Source organism: Lebetimonas natsushimae, assembly GCF_002335445.1.
GTDB classification, from domain to species: domain Bacteria; phylum Campylobacterota; class Campylobacteria; order Campylobacterales; family Nautiliaceae; genus Lebetimonas; species Lebetimonas natsushimae.
On the sequence record NZ_BDME01000002.1, the window covers coordinates 347,602 to 366,233 of the forward strand.

18 protein-coding genes are annotated in these 18,632 nt (G+C 31.1%); 11 read left to right on the forward strand and 7 right to left on the reverse strand.

What is annotated here, in order from left to right; genetic code table 11:
- Window positions 1-22: 22 nt before the first annotated feature.
- Together LNAT_RS06255 and LNAT_RS06260 are read left to right on the forward strand one after the other, a co-directional pair.
- Complete coding sequence (locus LNAT_RS06255) at window positions 23-784, forward strand: ABC transporter ATP-binding protein (protein ID WP_096259504.1); 762 nt, start codon at window positions 23-25, stop codon at window positions 782-784.
- An 8-nt stretch (window positions 785-792) separates the two neighbouring features.
- Complete coding sequence (locus tag LNAT_RS06260; RefSeq protein ID WP_096259506.1) at window positions 793-1,530, forward strand: efflux RND transporter periplasmic adaptor subunit; 738 nt, start codon at window positions 793-795, stop codon at window positions 1,528-1,530.
- On the opposite strand, the gene LNAT_RS06265 is transcribed toward LNAT_RS06260, so the two are convergent.
- Together LNAT_RS06265 and dapE are read right to left on the reverse strand one after the other, a co-directional pair.
- Complete coding sequence (locus LNAT_RS06265) at window positions 1,517-1,735, reverse strand: succinyl-diaminopimelate desuccinylase (RefSeq protein ID WP_096259508.1); 219 nt, start codon at window positions 1,733-1,735, stop codon at window positions 1,517-1,519. The genes LNAT_RS06260 and LNAT_RS06265 overlap by 14 nt on opposite strands.
- Window positions 1,732-2,829 (reverse strand): succinyl-diaminopimelate desuccinylase, encoded by a 1,098-nt coding sequence (gene dapE, locus LNAT_RS06270; protein ID WP_096259510.1) that lies wholly within the window; start codon window positions 2,827-2,829, stop codon window positions 1,732-1,734. Before dapE ends, LNAT_RS06265 begins: the two co-directional genes overlap by 4 nt.
- Before the next feature lie 145 nt (window positions 2,830-2,974).
- On the opposite strand from dapE, the gene LNAT_RS06275 reads away from it, so the two are divergent.
- Window positions 2,975-4,150, forward strand: coding sequence for an amidohydrolase (locus LNAT_RS06275; protein ID WP_096259512.1), 1,176 nt, complete (start codon window positions 2,975-2,977; stop codon window positions 4,148-4,150).
- Complete coding sequence (locus tag LNAT_RS06280; RefSeq protein ID WP_096259513.1) at window positions 4,140-5,162, forward strand: GNAT family N-acetyltransferase; 1,023 nt, start codon at window positions 4,140-4,142, stop codon at window positions 5,160-5,162. Before LNAT_RS06275 ends, LNAT_RS06280 begins: the two co-directional genes overlap by 11 nt.
- A gap of 139 nt (window positions 5,163-5,301) precedes the next feature.
- Here the strand turns inward: LNAT_RS06280 and LNAT_RS06285 are convergent, their stop codons facing one another.
- Window positions 5,302-5,841 carry a YqiA/YcfP family alpha/beta fold hydrolase gene (locus LNAT_RS06285; RefSeq protein ID WP_096259515.1) on the reverse strand — a complete coding sequence of 180 codons (540 nt, stop codon included), beginning with the start codon at window positions 5,839-5,841 and terminating at the stop codon, window positions 5,302-5,304.
- Window positions 5,838-6,173: a hypothetical protein gene (locus LNAT_RS06290; RefSeq protein WP_096259517.1), complete on the reverse strand. Its 336-nt coding sequence runs from the start codon at window positions 6,171-6,173 to the stop codon at window positions 5,838-5,840. Before LNAT_RS06290 ends, LNAT_RS06285 begins: the two co-directional genes overlap by 4 nt.
- Window positions 6,174-6,308: 135 nt before the next feature.
- On the opposite strand from LNAT_RS06290, the gene ligA reads away from it, so the two are divergent.
- The 5 genes from ligA (at window position 6,309) to LNAT_RS06315 (ending at window position 13,140) form a co-directional block, all read left to right on the forward strand.
- Complete coding sequence (ligA, locus tag LNAT_RS06295) at window positions 6,309-8,351, forward strand: NAD-dependent DNA ligase LigA (RefSeq protein ID WP_096259519.1); 2,043 nt, start codon at window positions 6,309-6,311, stop codon at window positions 8,349-8,351.
- On the forward strand, window positions 8,341-8,634 hold the full coding sequence (locus LNAT_RS06300; protein ID WP_096259521.1) for an ATP-dependent Clp protease adaptor ClpS: 294 nt from the start codon (window positions 8,341-8,343) through the stop codon (window positions 8,632-8,634). Before ligA ends, LNAT_RS06300 begins: the two co-directional genes overlap by 11 nt.
- Window positions 8,635-10,794, forward strand: coding sequence for an ATP-dependent Clp protease ATP-binding subunit ClpA (clpA, locus tag LNAT_RS06305; protein ID WP_096259523.1), 2,160 nt, complete (start codon window positions 8,635-8,637; stop codon window positions 10,792-10,794). It begins immediately after the preceding gene.
- Window positions 10,791-11,471, forward strand: a complete 681-nt coding sequence (gene aat / locus LNAT_RS06310; protein ID WP_096259525.1) for a leucyl/phenylalanyl-tRNA--protein transferase — start codon at window positions 10,791-10,793, stop codon at window positions 11,469-11,471. The genes clpA and aat overlap by 4 nt, the downstream gene beginning before the upstream one ends.
- Before the next feature lie 118 nt (window positions 11,472-11,589).
- Window positions 11,590-13,140, forward strand: coding sequence for a sensor domain-containing diguanylate cyclase (locus LNAT_RS06315; protein WP_096259527.1), 1,551 nt, complete (start codon window positions 11,590-11,592; stop codon window positions 13,138-13,140).
- A gap of 15 nt (window positions 13,141-13,155) precedes the next feature.
- Here the strand turns inward: LNAT_RS06315 and LNAT_RS06320 are convergent, their stop codons facing one another.
- Window positions 13,156-13,782: a S24 family peptidase gene (locus LNAT_RS06320; RefSeq protein WP_096259528.1), complete on the reverse strand. Its 627-nt coding sequence runs from the start codon at window positions 13,780-13,782 to the stop codon at window positions 13,156-13,158.
- 86 nt (window positions 13,783-13,868) lie between these two features.
- Between LNAT_RS06320 and LNAT_RS06325 the strand changes: the two genes are divergently transcribed.
- Entirely contained in the window at window positions 13,869-15,104 is a 1,236-nt protein-coding gene (locus LNAT_RS06325) for a DNA polymerase Y family protein (RefSeq protein ID WP_096259529.1), read from the forward strand.
- Between the two features lie 3 nt (window positions 15,105-15,107).
- Here LNAT_RS06325 and flgG read toward each other — a convergent pair whose 3' ends face one another.
- Complete coding sequence (flgG, locus tag LNAT_RS06330) at window positions 15,108-15,896, reverse strand: flagellar basal-body rod protein FlgG (RefSeq protein ID WP_096259531.1); 789 nt, start codon at window positions 15,894-15,896, stop codon at window positions 15,108-15,110.
- A 48-nt stretch (window positions 15,897-15,944) separates the two neighbouring features.
- Window positions 15,945-16,730: a flagellar basal-body rod protein FlgF gene (gene flgF / locus LNAT_RS06335; RefSeq protein WP_096259533.1), complete on the reverse strand. Its 786-nt coding sequence runs from the start codon at window positions 16,728-16,730 to the stop codon at window positions 15,945-15,947.
- Between the two features lie 87 nt (window positions 16,731-16,817).
- Between flgF and rpoD the strand changes: the two genes are divergently transcribed.
- Window positions 16,818-18,632, forward strand: coding sequence for an RNA polymerase sigma factor RpoD (gene rpoD, locus LNAT_RS06340; protein WP_096259534.1), 1,815 nt, complete (start codon window positions 16,818-16,820; stop codon window positions 18,630-18,632).

Here is an 18,632-nt window from a genome sequence, read left to right on the forward strand (position 1 = left end):
TGAATAATTTTAAAGGATGGAAATGATCCAGATCAGGCATTTAAGAAAAGTTTTTGGAAAAAAAGAGGTTTTAAAAGATATAAATTTGGATATTGTTGATAAAAAAATAACATATATTTTAGGAATGTCGGGGCAGGGTAAATCAACTATTATAAAACATATAGTCGGACTTCTCAAACCTACAAGCGGGAATGTTTTAGTTGACGGTGTTGATGTTGCAAAAGCAGATATAAAAACTCTTTATGAAATTAGAAAAAAAGTGGGTTTTACCTTTCAGGAAGGTGCCCTTTTTGACAGTATGACCATATTTGACAACGTTGCATTTCCACTCGTAGAGCATACAAACTTATCAAAAAAAGAGATAGAGAAAAAAGTTTTTGAAACACTTGAAATGGTGGGGCTCGAGGCAAAAAGGGTGGCATATCTTTATCCGCATGAATTAAGCGGAGGTATGAGAAAAAGGGCTGCAACCGCCAGGTCTATTATAATGACACCCAAATACATTCTTTATGATGAACCTACAAGCGGGCTTGACCCGATTATCAGTGATAAAATTACAAGAATGATAATGCAATTAAATAAAAATTACAATATGACAAGCGTTGTAATTTCCCATGATTTGAAAGAAACATTTAAAAGTGCTGATTTCGTTGCATTACTTTTTAACGGGAAAATCATTGAGTATGGAGATGTTGAAAGCTTTAAAAATTCCCAAAATCCCATAGTCAGGGCATTTATTGAAGGAAACGCAGAAAAATATGAAAAATTAGCTGATGGTATATAAGGAGAAAAATGAAAAAGATAATAATTTTTATATCCGCTTTACTTTTTGCATATGATGCGAAAGTTGTTCCGTTTGATGAATATGATGTAAAAGCAGCGGTAAGCGGTAAAGTAATATATGCAAATAAAAATTTAGAAGCTAAAACTTTAAAAAATAGAACCATTGTAAAATTAGATGATTATCAGGAAAAAGCGGATATTAATAATACTATAACTCAAATTGATTTTTTAAAACAGGAAATTTTAAATCAGGAAAAAACAGTTAAAAGAAAAAAAGAGACATATTTAAAATATAAAAATTTAAAAACAAAATCACAAATTGAAAAAGATTTGAAATTTTATGATTATATGAATTCTTACAATCAGCTTTTGAATTTAAAACAGCAGTTATCTAATTCAATAAGCAGTTTAAAAAAATTAAAAGATATTGTAAATAAAAAAAATATAAAAATAAGCGGATATCTTTATAAGATTTATATTAACAAAGGTGATTATGCAACTCCCGGAAGACTGATTGCCAAAGTTTATGATGTTTCAAAACAGAAACTTTATGTTTATGTACCGATTGATAAAATTGAAACTATCAAGAATAAAAAAATATATATTAACAATAAACTAAGTAATTTTAAAATATCAAAAATTTGGAAAATTTCCGATGAACAATATATTACAAGTTACAAAGTGGAATTGACTGGAAACGGTTTGAAATTTGGAGATATTGTAGATGTAGAATTTAAAAAAGAGTAGGGGAAGAATAATTATAAGAATCAGAGTTTTTTTGATTGATTAATTCTCCAATTTCATCAATGTCGATAAAATCGGGGTATTCAATTTCTATTCCCCATTCGTTATAAAAAATAGCTTTATCTCCCCTGATTTCCTCAAATTCAATAATATCCCCGTTTTCAAGTTTTATAAGTGAGCCTTTTTTAAGTTCATAAACTTTTCTCAATTCCATTCCTTGATTACATTTTCAAAAACTTGAGAAAGTTTAATAACCTCATCTTTGCTTGTTCTTTCATTTGGAGCGTGAATTGTATCGTTTTTAACTCCAAATTCTACCACCTTCACCCCGTATTCCGCAAAAAATCTGGCATCGCTTGTGCCTCCTGCTGTGGAATGTTTTGGAATTAGGCCGGTTATTTTTTGAATGGATTTATCTAAATTTTTAACTACTTTTGTATTTGGGGATGTGATAAAAGGTTTTGCACTCTGTTTGAGTTCGAGTGTATAATTCATATCTTTAAAATATTTATGAATAAATTTTTCTATGTCTTCTTTTGTTGTGTGGGTGTTGTTTCTTACATTAAACATCATTTTAAGCTCACCCGGCGTTACATTCGTAACCTCCATACCGGCGCGGATATCAGTCACCACAAATTTGCTCGGCGCAAAATATTCATCGCCGCTGTCTAAATCAACCCCTGCAATTTTATGAAGAACCTGGGCAACTTTATGAATCGGATTGATGGATTTTTCTGGATATGCGGCATGTCCTTGAAGTCCAATTTTTTTAAGTACTCCGTTTATACTTCCACGCCTTCCTATTTTTATGGTATCACCGAATTCTTTTTCACATGTTGGTTCTGCCACTATTGCAAAATCTGGCAGCATATTTTTTTCTTTTAAAATTTCAAGCATATATTTGGTTCCATATATTGCATCACCTTCTTCATCGCTTGTGATAAGCGTACTAAGGGTTCCGTTGAAATTTTTGGCATTTTTAAGGGCATATAAAAATGCAGCAACACCGCTTTTCATATCCTGAGCGCCTCTTGCATAAATAAACCCGTCTTTTTCAGTGGGGGTAAACGGGTCTGTTTTCCAGCCGTCCCCTGGTGGGACAACATCTATATGACCAGCAAAACATAAATGATCTCCATCTGCGAACTTTTTATATAAAAAAAGATTTTTAACCCCTTCTTTTTCAATTTCTATTACTTTAAAATCATTTAAATAATTTTTTATAAATTCCATAGCCCCATCATCATTAGGTGTTATGGATTTAAAACTGAGCAGTTTTTTAAAAAGATTTATTAAATCCACATTTTTCCTTTTTGTTTTAATAATAGCAAATTTTAGATAAAAATAAAACTAAATTATTTTAATAAAGGATTTTTAGTAAAATAATTTATAAAAGTTTAAAAAAATGTTATAATATATTAATAGAATATTAAAAAAGGAGCTCCTCATGCAGTCTGTTTTAAATGAAATTGATTCCTTAAAAGACAAGATTATTGAAATAAGACGTCATATTCATATGTATCCGGATCTTTCACATGAAGAAAAACCGACCAGAGATTATGTGAAAAATATTTTAGAAAAAGAGGGTATTAAATGCAAAACTTTTAAAAATCATTATGGAATGGTATGTGATATTGTAGTAGATGAAAACAAACCTTTTTTGGCATTTAGGGCAGATATGGACGCACTTCCTATACAAGAAGAAAATGATGTAGAGTATAAATCAAGAAAAAAAGGGATTATGCATGCCTGCGGACATGATGCGCATACTGCGATTTTAACAGGGCTTTTAATTGCTTTAAATAGACACAAAGATAAACTTGCGGTAAATATTAGAGGGATTTTCCAACACAGCGAAGAAGATACAGAAGGTGGAAGTGAAGATTTAATAAAAGACGGAGCACTGGAAAATGTAGTGGCTATTTTTGGACTTCATATGTATCCGTATTTAAATATAGGTGAGATTGGATATAAATTCGGAGAAATGATGGCAAGTGCGGATACGTTTGAGATAGAAATTTTTGGGAAAAGTTCTCACGGTGCAAGACCTCATGAAGGGGTTGATGCTCTTTTAACGGGTGCTCTTGTAATTAATTCAATAAATCATATCATCTCAAGAAGAATAGATCCGCTTCACCCTGCTGTTATTACAATGGGAACGGTTGAGGGAGGTAAAGCCCCTAATGTAATATGTGATCATGTGAAAATGACAGGAACTGTAAGAACACTTAATGATAAAGTCAGAAAAAGAATTAAAGAAATGATGGAAGATGCAATGAAAGGGATTTGTCATACAATGGGGGCTGAATATAAATTTCATTATTTTTTTGGGAATCCAGAGCTTGTAAATGACGATGAAATGTTAAAGCTTGTTATAAAATCTGCAAAAGAAGTGGGAGCAAAACCCGTTGATTTAAAACTTCCCGTAATGGGCGGAGAAGATTTTGCAAATTATTTAAAACTGGTAAAGGGGGCATTTTTCAGACTTGGCAGCTGTAACAGAAAAAAAGAAATAGGCTGCATTGCCCAACATAATCCAAAATTTGATATAGATGAAAATTCATTGGTAATAGGAGCAAAAGTTATGGCAAATTTAGTTAAAGAGTTTAAAAATGAGGGTTAGTAATATTTTTTCTCCTTTAATAGTTAAAAAGGAGAAATTTAAAGTAAATGTAAGGGATTTTAAAGAGAGTGATGCTACAGGTATTATAAATTTGATAGAAGCAAATTACGGGGATACATATTACAGAAAGGATTTTTATAATCCAAACATGTGGATAAAAGCAAACAGGGAAAAAAAGATAGTGCCAATAATTGCTGAATATGAAGGAAAAATTGTAGGTCAGTTTTCTTTGATTATCAATGATAAATATAATGCGGAAATTGGTATAGCGGTGGTTCACCCGGATTTCAAAGGAAGAGGGATAATGAATCAAATGTTTGATTATCTTATAGAAAAAGCCAAGAATTTAGGATTATATGCTATATATGGTGAAGCCATAATGTTTCATCCGTTTTCGCAAAAAGCGAATCTAACTCACGGAATGGTGGAAACTGCACTGCAATTGGGGGAAGTAGCCCACTGGATAAATCAGAAAGATATAAAGTTTGAAAAAAGAAGCGGTGTTTTGATTTCTTATCTTGTTTTTAAGAAGGAAAAGAAAAATTATCATATACCAGAAATTTATAAAAAAATAATTTTAGACAGGGTTAAAAAATTAAAAATTCCTTTAACAAATACCAAGATAAAAAGAATAAAACCAAAGCTGGAATTGGTATTAAAAAATACTTTAAAAATTGCAATAATAAGAAGCGACAGTAAAATAAAAAATTTTAAAAACAGGTTTAATATGCTTTTTTCAAAAGCAAAAATCAAAGCAGATATGATATATCTTGATATTAATCTTGAATCCCATTATGCACCGGAATTGGTAGAATTTGCAAATAAAAAAGGATTTTTTTACAGCGGACTTTTATTATACAGATATGACGGAATGGATTATCTGAGGCTTCAGTTTGAAAACAGGCATAAAATAGAAGAGAGATTAAATGTCTGTTTTAGCGATTACTGCAAAAAACTTACAAAAATTATCCTAAAAGACAAAAAAAGGGTATTAAGAAAAAATTATGACTGAAATTTAGATAAAAGTATTGCCAAAGCCGAAGCTGCGATACAGTTGAAAAAAAAGAAGCTAAATGTAAAAAATCCTCTTAAAACCTAAATTATTATAAAAATTTGAAATTTGTAAGATTCAAAAAATTTTCGACATACAATTATTTTATAAAATTATTAATTAGACTGAGATAATCATATAAATTTTCAAACCGGTGATTGCCGCCGTATTCAACTATTACTTTTGCATTTGGTTTATTTTTAAATTTTTTAAGGGTTTTTTTATAATTCAATATTTCATCCTTGCTTTGAAGCAAGACCAAATATTTTGCTCTTTTTGGTTTTGTTTTGAAATTTTTCAGTTCTTTTAAATACTCTTTTTGCCAGTAAAAAGGTTTTTTATCACAAAATCTGAATTGAAGTCCAGTGTATTGTTTTAATGTTTTATATGGTTTTAGCGAAGGGTTGATTAAGATGGCTTTTAAAAAATATCTCTCAGCTAAATAAATGGCATAATATCCTCCAAGGGAACTGCCTATTACAATATCATCTGGTTTTATTACTGCATCAAGTGTGTTTATAGCATCTTTTGGGGATGGGGGAAGGTCTGGAGCTAAAATGGGAATATAGAGATTTTTTAATATATTATATTTGTTACCTTTTCCACAGCTTCCAAACCCGTGAATATAGATAAGTCTCATTTTAAAGGATTTTCATAAAAAATATATGTTTCATAATTTGTAACTTCAAAATATACTTTTTTTTCGTCTTTATCCACTTTATAATTAAAGTTTTTATCTATATACCCGTATCCGTATCTGTAAGGTCTTGGTTTGTTATCATCAGTCCCGTGTGCAGTTGTCAGTTTATCAACTTTTAAAAATCTCATCACAAGTTTTCCGCCGGAATATATATCCACAACCCCGTTTACCCCTGTGATGTTTTGAAGTGAATGTCCTATTTTGTTTTGCTGTTCCTGAGTGCAGCCTGTAATGATAAACAGTGCTATAATAAAAGCAGTTATTTTTTTCATATAAATCCTTTTTAAAAATTATATCATATTTCAAGTTTAGTTAAATAGACTAAAGAAACTTGAAAAATAAAATAAATTTTGCTATAATGAATACACATTAAAATATATGTTATAATAAATCAAAAAAGAGGTGAAATGATAAGAAATAATGCCGAATATAAAAAAGCTGTTGAGACTTTAAAAAAATGGGCATATTATTATTATGTATTGGATAATCCTTTGGTTACAGATGAAGAATATGATAAATTATACAGAGAAGTTGAAGAATATGAAAAAGCACATCCGAATGAAATAGACCCGACTTCTCCAACCCAAAGGGTTGGGGATGTGGTACTTGAAGGATTTGAGAAAGCAAGACATCTTACGAGAATGTGGTCTATGGAAGATGTTTTTAACGAAAATGAATTTAAGGAGTGGTTAAACAGGGTTGACAGATTAATAAATGAAAACTATACGTTATATATAGAACCAAAATTTGACGGGGCGAGTTTAAATCTTGTTTATAATAACGGGGAATTAGTCAGGGCAGAAACAAGGGGAGACGGAATAATAGGAGAAGATGTAACTCTTAATGCAAAAACAATAAAATCAATTCCTCTTAGCATTGATTATAAGGGGCTTATTGAAATAAGAGGTGAAGTTTTAATAAGAAAAGATGATTTTGATAAGCTAAATGAGGAAAGGGTGCAAAAAGGTGAGCCGACTTTCGCGAATCCGAGAAATGCGGCGGCTGGAAGTTTAAGACAGCTTGACCCTAAAATTACCGCAAGCAGGCATCTGCTTTTTCAGCCTTGGGGTATAGGTTATCCGATGGAGGTTTTAAACAGTGACGAAATTTCAGTAAATCAGTATGAAAAAGATAAACAGGAATTTATAGAAAAATTCAAAACGTATAAAAATTTGATGGATTTTGTATATTCACTTGGATTTAGGGAACCTCCGAAAAGAGGGGAATGTAAAAAAGACGATGTTGAGTGTATATTGAAAAAATACAATAATTTTGTTGAAATAAGAGATAATCTGCCTGTAATGCTGGATGGAATGGTTGTAAAAGTAAATGAATTACATTTGCTTGATAAACTGGGCTATACTCAAAAATATCCGAGATGGATGGTTGCATTTAAATTTCCGGCTGTTGAAAAGGAGACCATTTTAAAAGATGTGGTAGTGCAGGTTGGTAGAACTGGAGTTTTAACACCTGTGGCAATTTTAGAGCCTGTAGAAATAGGCGGGGTTATAGTAGAGAGGGCGACTTTACATAATTTTGATGAAATTGAGAGAATGGATATAAGAATAGGAGACCATGTAATAGTAATAAGAAGCGGGGATGTAATCCCTAAAATTACAAAAGTACTTAAATGGAAAAGAACAGGCACTGAGAAAAAAATCCCTCGTCCGACCCATTGTCCCGTATGCGGGGCTGAGGTGTTGGATGAAGGGGCTATTATTAAATGCCAAAACCTTTCATGTCCTGCAAGGGTTGTAAACACAATAATTTATTTTGCAAGTAAGAATTGTATGGATATTGAGGGGCTAGGGGAAAGCGTTGCAAAACTTTTATATGAAAAAGGTTTGGTAAAAGATGTAAGGGATTTATATAAATTAACAGTAGAAGACCTTGAGAGGTTACCTGGATTTGCAAGAAAAAAAGCGGAAAATTTAATAAAAGCCATAGAAAAATCAAAAGGGACTGAATGCTGGAGATTTGTAAACTCCCTAGGAATTGAGCATGTAGGGGAAGTTGCAAGTAAAAAAATATGTGAGAAATTCGGAGTTGATTTTTATAAACATGATCCAAAAGAATTTTTATCCATTGAAGGTTTCGGACCAGAGATAGTAAAATCACTGGAAGAATACATAAAAGTTAATAAAGACAAAATCGAAGAACTCATACATTTAATTCATCCTAAAAACCCTGAGAAAAAAGAGGTTCAAAATTCACCACTGGCCGGCAAAACAGTGGTTTTAACCGGTGCTATGAAAAGACCAAGGGAAGAAATAAAAGAACTTCTTGAATCTCTCGGGGCACATGTAACAAACAGTGTAAGTAAAAAAACCGATTATGTATTTTACGGTGAAGAGCCTGGAAGCAAATATGAAAAAGCAAAAAAACTTGGTGTGCTGCTTCTTCCAGAAGATGAAATGTGGAAAATGATAGGAGAGGCAAATGCCAACTAAGGTAATTACTGAAAATGATTTAGAAATTATCACACCGAAACTTTTTAAAGTCATCCTTTTAAATGATGACTATACAACTTTTGATTTTGTTATTGAAATTCTTCGCTCTGTGTTTCACAAAAGCGAAGAAGAAGCTATAAATATTACGCTCAAAGTGGATAGAGAAGGCAGTGCCGTTGTGGGTGTGTATCCATATGAAATAGCACAGATGAAAGTAGATAAAACACACTCCCTTGCACGTACTGCCGGCTATCCGCTGAGGGCTAGAATAGAGGAGGTATAAATGCAGATAACTGAAAATTTAAGAAATATATTAAATGAAATAATTAATGAAGCTAAAAGAAGACATAATGAATATATTACAGTAGACCATGCTTTTTATATTTTATTGAAAGACCAAAACATACGCAATTTACTTGAAGATGTGGGGGTTGATGTAGATTATATAAGAAGGGGGCTTGATTATTATCTTGACAGATATATAGAAAAAGTCCCTGTAAGCGTAACTCCTACAGAAACACTGTCTTTTCACAAAGCAACTGAAAGAATGATAAAACATATTCAGGGAATCAGAAAAAATGTAGCTGATGAAATTGACTTTTTTATAGCTCTTTTGGAAGATGAGACAAGCTATGCAGCTCAGCTTCTTAAAGAATTCGGAATTGAAAAAGTGGAAATTGTCGAATATGTGACAGAAAATAAAGAAGAAGCTAAAGAAGAAAAATCAAAAGTTTTAGAAGAATTTACAACGGAACTTACTTCCATTGCAAAAGAATTTGACGATGTTATAGGACGTGAAAAAGAAATTAACAGAATTATGCAAATTCTTGTCAGACGCAAAAAAAATAATCCTGTTTTAGTAGGAGAACCTGGAGTTGGAAAAAGTGCGATAGTTGAAGGGCTAGCCAAAAAAATTGCCCTAAATGAGGTGCCAAAAGAACTGAAAGGCAAAAAAATTTATTCTCTTGATATGGGAAGTCTGATTGCAGGTACCAAATACAGGGGTGAATTTGAAAAAAGAATGAAAGCAATACTTAAAGAGCTTAAAAAAGAAGATGAGCCTATTTTATTTATAGATGAAATTCATATGATTGTGGGAGCCGGTGCCGCGGGCGGCAGTAATATGGATGTGGCAAACCTATTAAAACCGGCCCTTGCTAGGGGTGAAATCAGATGTATAGGTGCCACAACTTATGAAGAATATAAAAACTATTTTGAAAAAGACAGAGCCCTAAATAGAAGATTTCAAAAAATTGATATAAAAGAACCAAGCATTGAAGATACTATTAAAATCCTTGAAGGGTTAAAACCTAAATATGAAGAGTTTCATAAAGTAAGATATTCAAAAGAGGCTCTAAAATCAGCGGCAAATTTAGCTAAAAAATATTTAAGGGAAAAATTTTTGCCTGACAGTGCAATTGACTTAATAGATGAAGCAGGGGCTAAATATAAACTAAAAGGTAAAAAACTTATCACAAAAAGTGATATAGAAACAATTGTGGCATCTATTGCAAACATTCCAAAAGAGAGTGCAAGCAATAACGAAATAGAAAAATTAAAAAACCTTGAAGATAATCTAAAATCAAAAGTTTTTGGTCAGGATAAGGCTATAAAAGAGCTTGTAAAAGTTATAAAAAGAAAAAAAGCGGGATTAACCCGTGAAGATAAACCGATAGGAAGCTTTTTATTTGTGGGACCTACAGGTGTGGGTAAAACAGAAGTTGCAAAACAGCTGGCAAATGTTTTGGGAGTAAATTTCATAAGATTTGATATGAGTGAATATCAGGAAAAACACTCAGTTGCAAAACTTATCGGTTCGCCTCCCGGATATGTGGGATATGAAAAAGGAGGGATGTTGACTGAGACAATCAGAAAACATCCTCACAGTGTGTTGTTACTTGATGAAATAGAAAAAGCGCATCCTGACATTGTGCAAATACTTTTGCAAGTAATGGACAGTGCAACTTTAACAGACAATGACGGAAGAAAAGCCGATTTTAGAAATGTGATTTTGATTATGACAAGTAACCTCGGGGTTGGTGAAGGAAACAATCTTGGATTTATGCAGGAATTCAGCGAATTTAAAGAAGAGGCAATCAGCAGATTTTTTGCACCTGAATTTTTAAACAGACTTGATGCAGTGGTTAGATTTAAACCATTAAGCAAAGAAAATGTGGTAATGGTTGTGGATAAATTTATAAATGAACTTCAGGATAAATTAAATGCTAAGAGAGTAAAATTAAGCCTTACTAAAAGAGCTAAAGTTGCCCTTGCTAAAAAAGGATATTCTCCTAAAATGGGAGCAAGACCACTTGCCAGGGTGATTGAAGAAAATATCGTAGAGCCACTCAGTGATGAAATTTTATTCGGAGAACTTAAAAACGGAGGAGAAGTAAGGTTTGATTACACTAAAGATAAATTTAATTTTAAAGTTAAAAAATGATAAAGGTCAGAGAAACCCCTCCGCTTTATCTTCTTGATGATTTTGAATTTCCAAGTCCATATGAAGAATTCGATGACGGATTTGTAGGTGCCAGTTATGATTTGCATCCAAAAAGACTGCTTGAAGGATATTCAAGGGGATTTTTTCCGTGGTATCAGGATGATGACGGGCTTTTTCACTGGTTTGTACTTGATAGAAGACTTATTTTAAAAGTTGATGAGGTAAAGGTTACAAAAAAACTTGCCCAAAAACTAAGAAGCTCCAAATGGGAATTTAAAATAAACACCCGTTTTAACGATGTAATAAACTACTGCTCAAATATAAAAAGAAAAGACAGCGGTACCTGGATAAATGACGCTTTTAAAGAGGCTTATACAAAACTCTATGAGCTTGGATTTGCCATGTCCGTTGAGAGTTATTATGAAGGGGAATTAGTCGGCGGATTTTACGGAGTGGCGATTAATAAATATTTCAGCGGTGAGAGTATGTTTCATATAAAACCGGATGCAAGTAAACTCGCTTTAATTTATTTTTGCAATGTTTTAAAAGAAAACGGAATTGAGTTTATTGACTGTCAGGTTCCAAGCGCACATCTTCAAAGAATGGGTGCAAAAATATATGAAAAAAAAGATTTTATTCCAATGATTCAAAAAGCGAGCGGTGTTTTGAAAGATTAAAAAATTAAAGATATTTTAAACAAAATTATGTCGAAAGTTTAATAAATTTAATTTTTGGTTAACATGTTCTAAATTTTGTGATATAATACAATAATTAAATTTTTATTAAAAGAAAGAAATGCAGATAAAAAAATATAAAAAAGAATTAATAAATGCGGTTTTGCTTTACGTTATTTTAATGATAACGGGTATTATGTATTTTTCTTATCAAAACCATAAAAAAATTCAAACTTTTGAAAAAAATGTTTTTACCTATAATTCCAATTTATTACATACAGCTATTAAAATGTTAAATCAAACTGCAGATATTATTTTTCTTTTAAAAATCAATAATCCTGAAATTTTATCCATTATGGCAGAGGCTAATGAAAATTCCAAAAAGCGAGACGCTCTTAGAAAAAATCTTTTTAAAAAACTGGCGCCCGCATATAAATTGCTTAAAAAATATGGAATCAGACAGCTTCATTTTCATCTCGTTGGGAATATAAGTTTTTTGCGTTTTCACAAACCTGATAAATTTGGAGATTTGTTACATGGTATTCGTTATTCTGTTGATTTGGTAAATAAAACAAAAAAGATTTTAAGAGGATTTGAAGAAGGAAGAGTTTTTAACGGATTTCGTAATATTTACCCTCTTTTTTATCATAAAAAATTTGTGGGTACTGTAGAAATATCATATTCTATAAAGGCTATCGCGGAAATTTTACAAAGAAATAAGAGCAATTTTTACGGGATATTGTTGAATAAAAAAATTATTGATAAAAAAGTCTGGAAAGAACATTTGAAAAATTACAGGAGATCAATTATAAATCCTGACTATTTCTGGGATCAAAAGGCATTAAATTCCATATATGCTAAAAATTCAGAATATCTGAAAGAATTTGAACAAATTGAAAAAATTATAAGAAGAAATCTTGGTAATAAATTATTTAACCACCATGCGTTTATAATTCCTTTTTATTTAAAACATAAATATTTTATTGCAATTTTTCATCCGTTACAAAATATAGAGGGGAAATTTGTTGGTTATATTGTATCTATTCAAAAAAATGATTTTTATGCACAATTGAAAAAAGATTATATTTTGACTATCAGTATTTTTATAATTATTACATTTTTTATATCAATTTTATTTTTTCTTTTTTTAAAACAGGAAAGAATAATAAAAGAAAATTTGTCTTTTTATTCTAATCATGATTCACTTACAAAGCTTCTTAACAGAAGAGGATTTGATACATCTGTTGCTGCTTTGGAAGAAATTCATAAACGTAATAAATTACCTTTTAGTATTCTTTTTATAGATATTGACCATTTTAAAAAAATTAACGATAAATATGGACATGACATAGGAGACAAAGTATTATCCGAACTGGCAAATATTTTAAAATCAAATTTGCGTAAATCAGATTTGATTGCAAGATGGGGCGGGGAAGAATTTATTGTTATTCTTGCAAACACAGATAAAGAAACCGCTGAAAAAATAGCAGAAAAATTACGTTTAGCAATTGAACAATATCATCAAAAAAATTTACCTCATTTTACTGTCAGTATAGGCATTGCAACTGCAGATAAAGAAAATTTTAATATTGATAATTTGCTTAAAAAAGCTGACGAGGCACTTTATGCAGCAAAAAAAAGCGGACGTAACAGAGTAGTTTTTAAAGACTAAAAAAATTGTTAATTTTTAAATCTCCAGTTTTCCCACTACTTTTCCTATAACATTTATTTCTTCCGGTTTTACCCTCTCTTTTGGGTATATTGAATTATCTGAAATTATTTCAATTTCCCCATTGCTTTTTAGATTTAATCTTTTTACGAACACACCCGCATTTGTGGAAATTACAAAAATTCCTCCGTTTATTATGTTTTTGTCATTTCTGTCTATGAAAATTATATTTCCGTCTTTTAATGTTGGTTCCATTGAATCGCCTATTACATTAATGGCATCTAGATTTTTGTCTATTATTTTTTTATCAATATATAAAATTTCATAATTTTCATCAAAATTAATAGCTCCACCTCCGGCGCTTGCATTTATGTCTTTAAAATATCTGATTTGAGAAAATTTTTCGGTTTCATCTGCTATCGAATCGATAGTCTGGTCAAATAGAAGCCAATTTATTGATATTTTTCTTTTTGCGCAAAAGAATGCTATTTCTTTGAAAGGAATTTTATTTCTTTTTTTTAGTATAGATAAATTCTCAGGTGTAAGATTCAGGGCATTTGCAACATCTTTGTTTAATACTTTTCTGTCGCCTATTTCATTAGAGATGATATCTTTAATTTTTTCTATTATTTTTTCAAAATCCATTAATACTTTCCTTAACAATTTGTTAATTTATCAAATAACATTTTATCAAAATGTTAATATTTTGTAAATAAATTAAAGGATTAAGGGTGAAAATACATCTTGATTTAGATGCATTTTTTGTAGCGGCTCACAGAAGTGTTGATTCATCTTTATTAAATAAACCGTGTGTTGTGGTAAAAAGAAATGATAAAGAAATTTTTAGTGAAAAAGCCAAAATTTACAATTTAAATAAAGGTGCTTTTACTTCGGAAATAATAGTGAGTGAAAAAAAGCCTGATAAAAGTTACTTTTTAGAGAATGGGAGAATAAGGGGAATTATAGTAACGGCAAGTTATGAAGCCAGAAAGTTTGGAATAAAAACGGGGATGACTTTAAAAGAAGCACTCAGTATTTATCCGGATCTTGAAGTAATTTTGCCTGATTATAAACTGTATCATCTGCTTTCATATAAATTAAAACTGTTTTTAAAAAGAAAAATCCCTGTGGTTGAACAATACAGTATTGATGAATTTTTTGGGGATTTGGAAGGCTGGGTGGAAAAAAATGATATGGAAAAGTTTTTAAAAAATTTACAAAAAGATATTTATGAAAAATTTAGGCTTCCTATTTCAATAGGGGCTGCAAAAAGTAAATGGATAGCAAAACTTGCCACAAATTACGCTAAACCTTACGGAATAAAGATAGTAAGAAATATTGATGAATTTATTGAAAATATTCCTATAGAAAAATTTCCCGGGATTGGTAAAAAGATAGAAAAAAGGCTTAAAGAAAAAGGAATTATTACTTTGGGTGATGTTAAGAAGAGTAAAGAATATTTTTATTCATGGGGAAAAAACGGAGTTGTTTTATATAACAGGGTTTGCGGTAGGGACAATGAGGAGGTAAAAGAAAAAGAAACAAGAAAAAGTATAGGTATTTCAAGAAGGTTTGATCCGATTTATGACAGGAGCGAAGCTGTAAGAAGGGTGGAGATTTTGTGCAGATATTTAGCTTTTTTAATTACAAAAAACAGATTAAATCCGACTTTGTATTATTTAAAAATAAAATACAAATATTCAAAATCCCAAAAAGCCCATGTAAGGGTTGAGAGGATTTTTAACGAATTTTTATTAAAAGAGATTATGGTTATGCTTTTTTATAGGGCTGACAGTGAAGATGATTATATTATATCTTTGTCACTCAGTGTAGCTAGATTTAAAAAAGTAAGCAATTTGTTTGATTATAAAGTGGATAAAAAACTTGAAAGTTTAAATAAAGCTATTTATAAATTAAGGAGTAAATTTGGTCTCTCGGCTATTGTTACGGGAGGGGAGAAAATTTAGTTATTATCTTTTTAGATTATTTACTGTTTGTAGCATTTCATCACTTGTAATTATTGCTTTACTTGCAGCATCATATGCTCTTTGTCCCGTAATCAAATCTGTCATTTCATCTACCAGTTGAACATTGCTCATTTCTAAAAATCCCTGTCTGATTTCACCCGTTCCGTCTTCTCCCGGGGTTGTAACGATTGGGTCTCCTGAAGCAGAAGTGTTGATATATAAATTGCTCCCAAGAGAATGAAGTCCTGCAGGATTAATAAATTTTGCAAGCTGAATCTGTCCAATTTGCTGCATCTCTGTTTGTCCGGCTTCAAGAATGCTTACAGTCCCGTCAGTCCCGACTGAAACCTGAACGGTATCTGCCGGAAGGGTAATACCGGGGATTAATTTATACCCGTCACTTGTAACAATATTTCCGTCTTTATCCAGTTTGAAAGCACCGTCTCTTGTATATGCAATTCTTCCATCAGGCAGTTGAATCTGGAAGAAACCATCTCCTTGGATTGCCAAATCTAAATTATTTCCTGTTTCTTTAAAATTTCCCTGAGTGAAAATTTTGCTAACGGCTGTAGGTCTGACACCAAGTCCTACATTTATTCCAGTCGGAGACTGGGTGTCTGCAGAAGTGGCTGTTCCTGCATATTCCATAGTTTGATAAAACAAATCCGCAAATTCAGCACGCTGTTTTTTGTATCCTATAGTATTTACATTTGAAATGTTATTTGAAACCACGTCAATTTGGGTTTGCTGAGCAATCATCCCTGTTGCAGCTGAATAAAGACTTCTTAACATTTAAAATCCTTAACGTTTTTTATTTAAAAGCAAAAAGTGTTCCAAATTTTAACCCCTTATATTTGCAAGTTTTTCAATAGCATTACGGTTTAAATCATCCATAAATGTAGTCATTACTTTTTGGTATGCTTCTACCAGTCTGTTTGTTTCGATTAAATTTGTCATTTCTTCTATTGGATTTACATTTGATTTTTCTAAAAATCCCTGTAAAACAGAGTTTTTAGAATCAATAATTTCACTTCCCGGAACAAAATCAAATAAGCTGTTCCCTATTTTTTTGAGAGTGTTTAAATTGTCAATTTTTATAATTTTTAATGTAGCAATTAAAGTGTTGTTTTGATAAATATTTCCATTTTGATTAATTGTTACTGGGTATGATGGATTAAGTACAATCGGTTTATTTTTGTCATCCAATACCTGAAATCCGTCTTTTGTGACGAGAAAACCATTTGAATCAAGCGAAAAATTACCTGCACGTGTCAATTTTTCACCATCAGGAGTTTTAATAGAAAAAAAGGCGTTTTTTTGTTTCAGGGCCAAATCAAGTGGATTTCCTGTTTTTTGAAGATTGCCTATATCAAATTTTGTATATTCTTCCACTATTATTGGAACTTTATTAAGTGCCCTGTTTACAAATTTTGCCGCTTCTTTTGTATTGTTTTCAAGCGGCAAATTGTCTCTTTTTTCACTAAATATTCTTTCATAATCGCCGATTATTATATCGTCCTGTTTATAGCCTGCTGTATTAACATTTGCAAGGTTGTTTGAAATTACATTTAAACGGTTAAACTGGGTAACCATACCACCAGTTGCTGAGTAGTAGCCATTAATCATTTATTAACCTTTTTTTGTTACAATAAAAGCAAATAGTATTCCATTCACATATTATATAATTGCAGATAATTTATAAGGAGAAAATTTATGGCATTACCAAAAGAACTTGAAAAGTTATTTAAAGAAAATAAAAACGGAATTATTACATATGAAAAAATCGTAAATATTTTACCAAAAGTTCCTACAAAATCGCAAACTAAAGAAATTTTACAAAAAGTTAAAGAAAATAATATTAAATTAATGACAGCAGCAGAAGTTGCCAAACTTAAAAATCTTGAAGATGTTGTTAAAAGTGAGGAAGAAAGAGAAAGAAAAAGAGAGGAACTGGCGGAAGATATTTTAAAAGATAAGGAACTTCTTGAATGGTCAAGGTCTGATTCCCCGGTTAGGATGTATTTGAGGGAAATGGGACATATCCCTCTTTTGGATAAAGATGAAGAAGTTGAAATATTTAGAAGAATACAGCTTGGGGAAGAAATTATCCTTGATGCAATTTGTTCAATTCCATTTTTAATTGATTTGGTTTTAAAATATAAAGAACCTTTACTTAACAGAGAAAGAAGGGTAAAAGAACTTTTCAAAAATTTTGTTGATGAGGAAGAGGTTGAGGATGAAGATACAAAAGAGGGTAAGAGAAATAAAAAAATATCTTTAAGAGAAAAAAGAATTAATGAGCTTTTTAAAAATTTGGAAAAAGCAAAAAAAGAATGGGAAAAAGTCCTTGATGAATATGATGAAGTTTTAAATGCCAAAAATATGGATGAACTTGAGAGACTTCATAAAATTTTAACTTTAACATTTAAAAAGAAAAAAGTAAAAGAAGCGCTTAATGAACTCGGATATACTTCAAAACTTATAAATGAAATAGTAAAAACCGTTGAAACTGCTCTAAAAGGTGATAAAGATTTTGAAAAAGAACTTAAGAAAAAAGAATATAGACTTCCATTGTTTAATGAACAATTAAGAAAATTACATCAGGAAATTTTAAGCAAAATTACAGAACTCTCAAAAGAGGATATTGCCGCAATGGTGCCAGAACATACAATGGTAAATATCTATATGGACATTAAAAAATTGGTTGAAGCCAAAAAAGCAAGTGACAATACTTTCGGCATGGAACCTGAAAAACTTGAAGTTATTTTAGAACAATTAAAAAGAGGTAAAAAAATAGTAACTGAAGCAAAAGAAAAAATGGCAAGGGCGAATTTAAGACTTGTTGTAAGTATTGCCAAAAAATATACAAACAGAGGCTTACCTTTTCTTGATTTGATTCAAGAGGGAAATATAGGACTTATGAAAGCAATTGATAAATTTGAATTTGAAAAAGGTTATAAATTTTCAACTTATGCTACGTGGTGGATTAGGCAGGCAATATCACGTGCAATTGCGGATCAGGCCAGAACAGTTAGAATTCCTATCCATATGATTGAAAATATAAACCAAATCAATAAAATTATCAGAAAATATGTTCAGGAAAACGGAAAAGAACCGACACTTGAAATAATTGCAAAAGAGATGAAAATGCCTATTGAAAAGGTAAAACAGATTCTTAAAATTTCAAAAGAGCCTATTTCCCTAGAAGCGCCTGTCGGAGAAGAGGAAGATGGAAAATTTGGAGATTTTATTGAAGATAAAAGTTTTACAAACCCATATGAAGAGGTGGTTCAGGAAGATTTGAGAAAACATATTGAAGAAATACTCTCCCAGCTTAACGAAAGGGAAAGAGAAGTTATTAAAATGAGATTTGGTTTAATGCCCGATAAAAGTGAGAGAACCCTTGAAGAGATAGGAAAAGCTCTCAATGTAACAAGGGAGAGAGTCAGACAGATTGAAAGCAGTGCTATTAAAAAACTTAGACATCCAAATATCGGTAAACTTCTTAAAAATTATATTGAAGGGTAA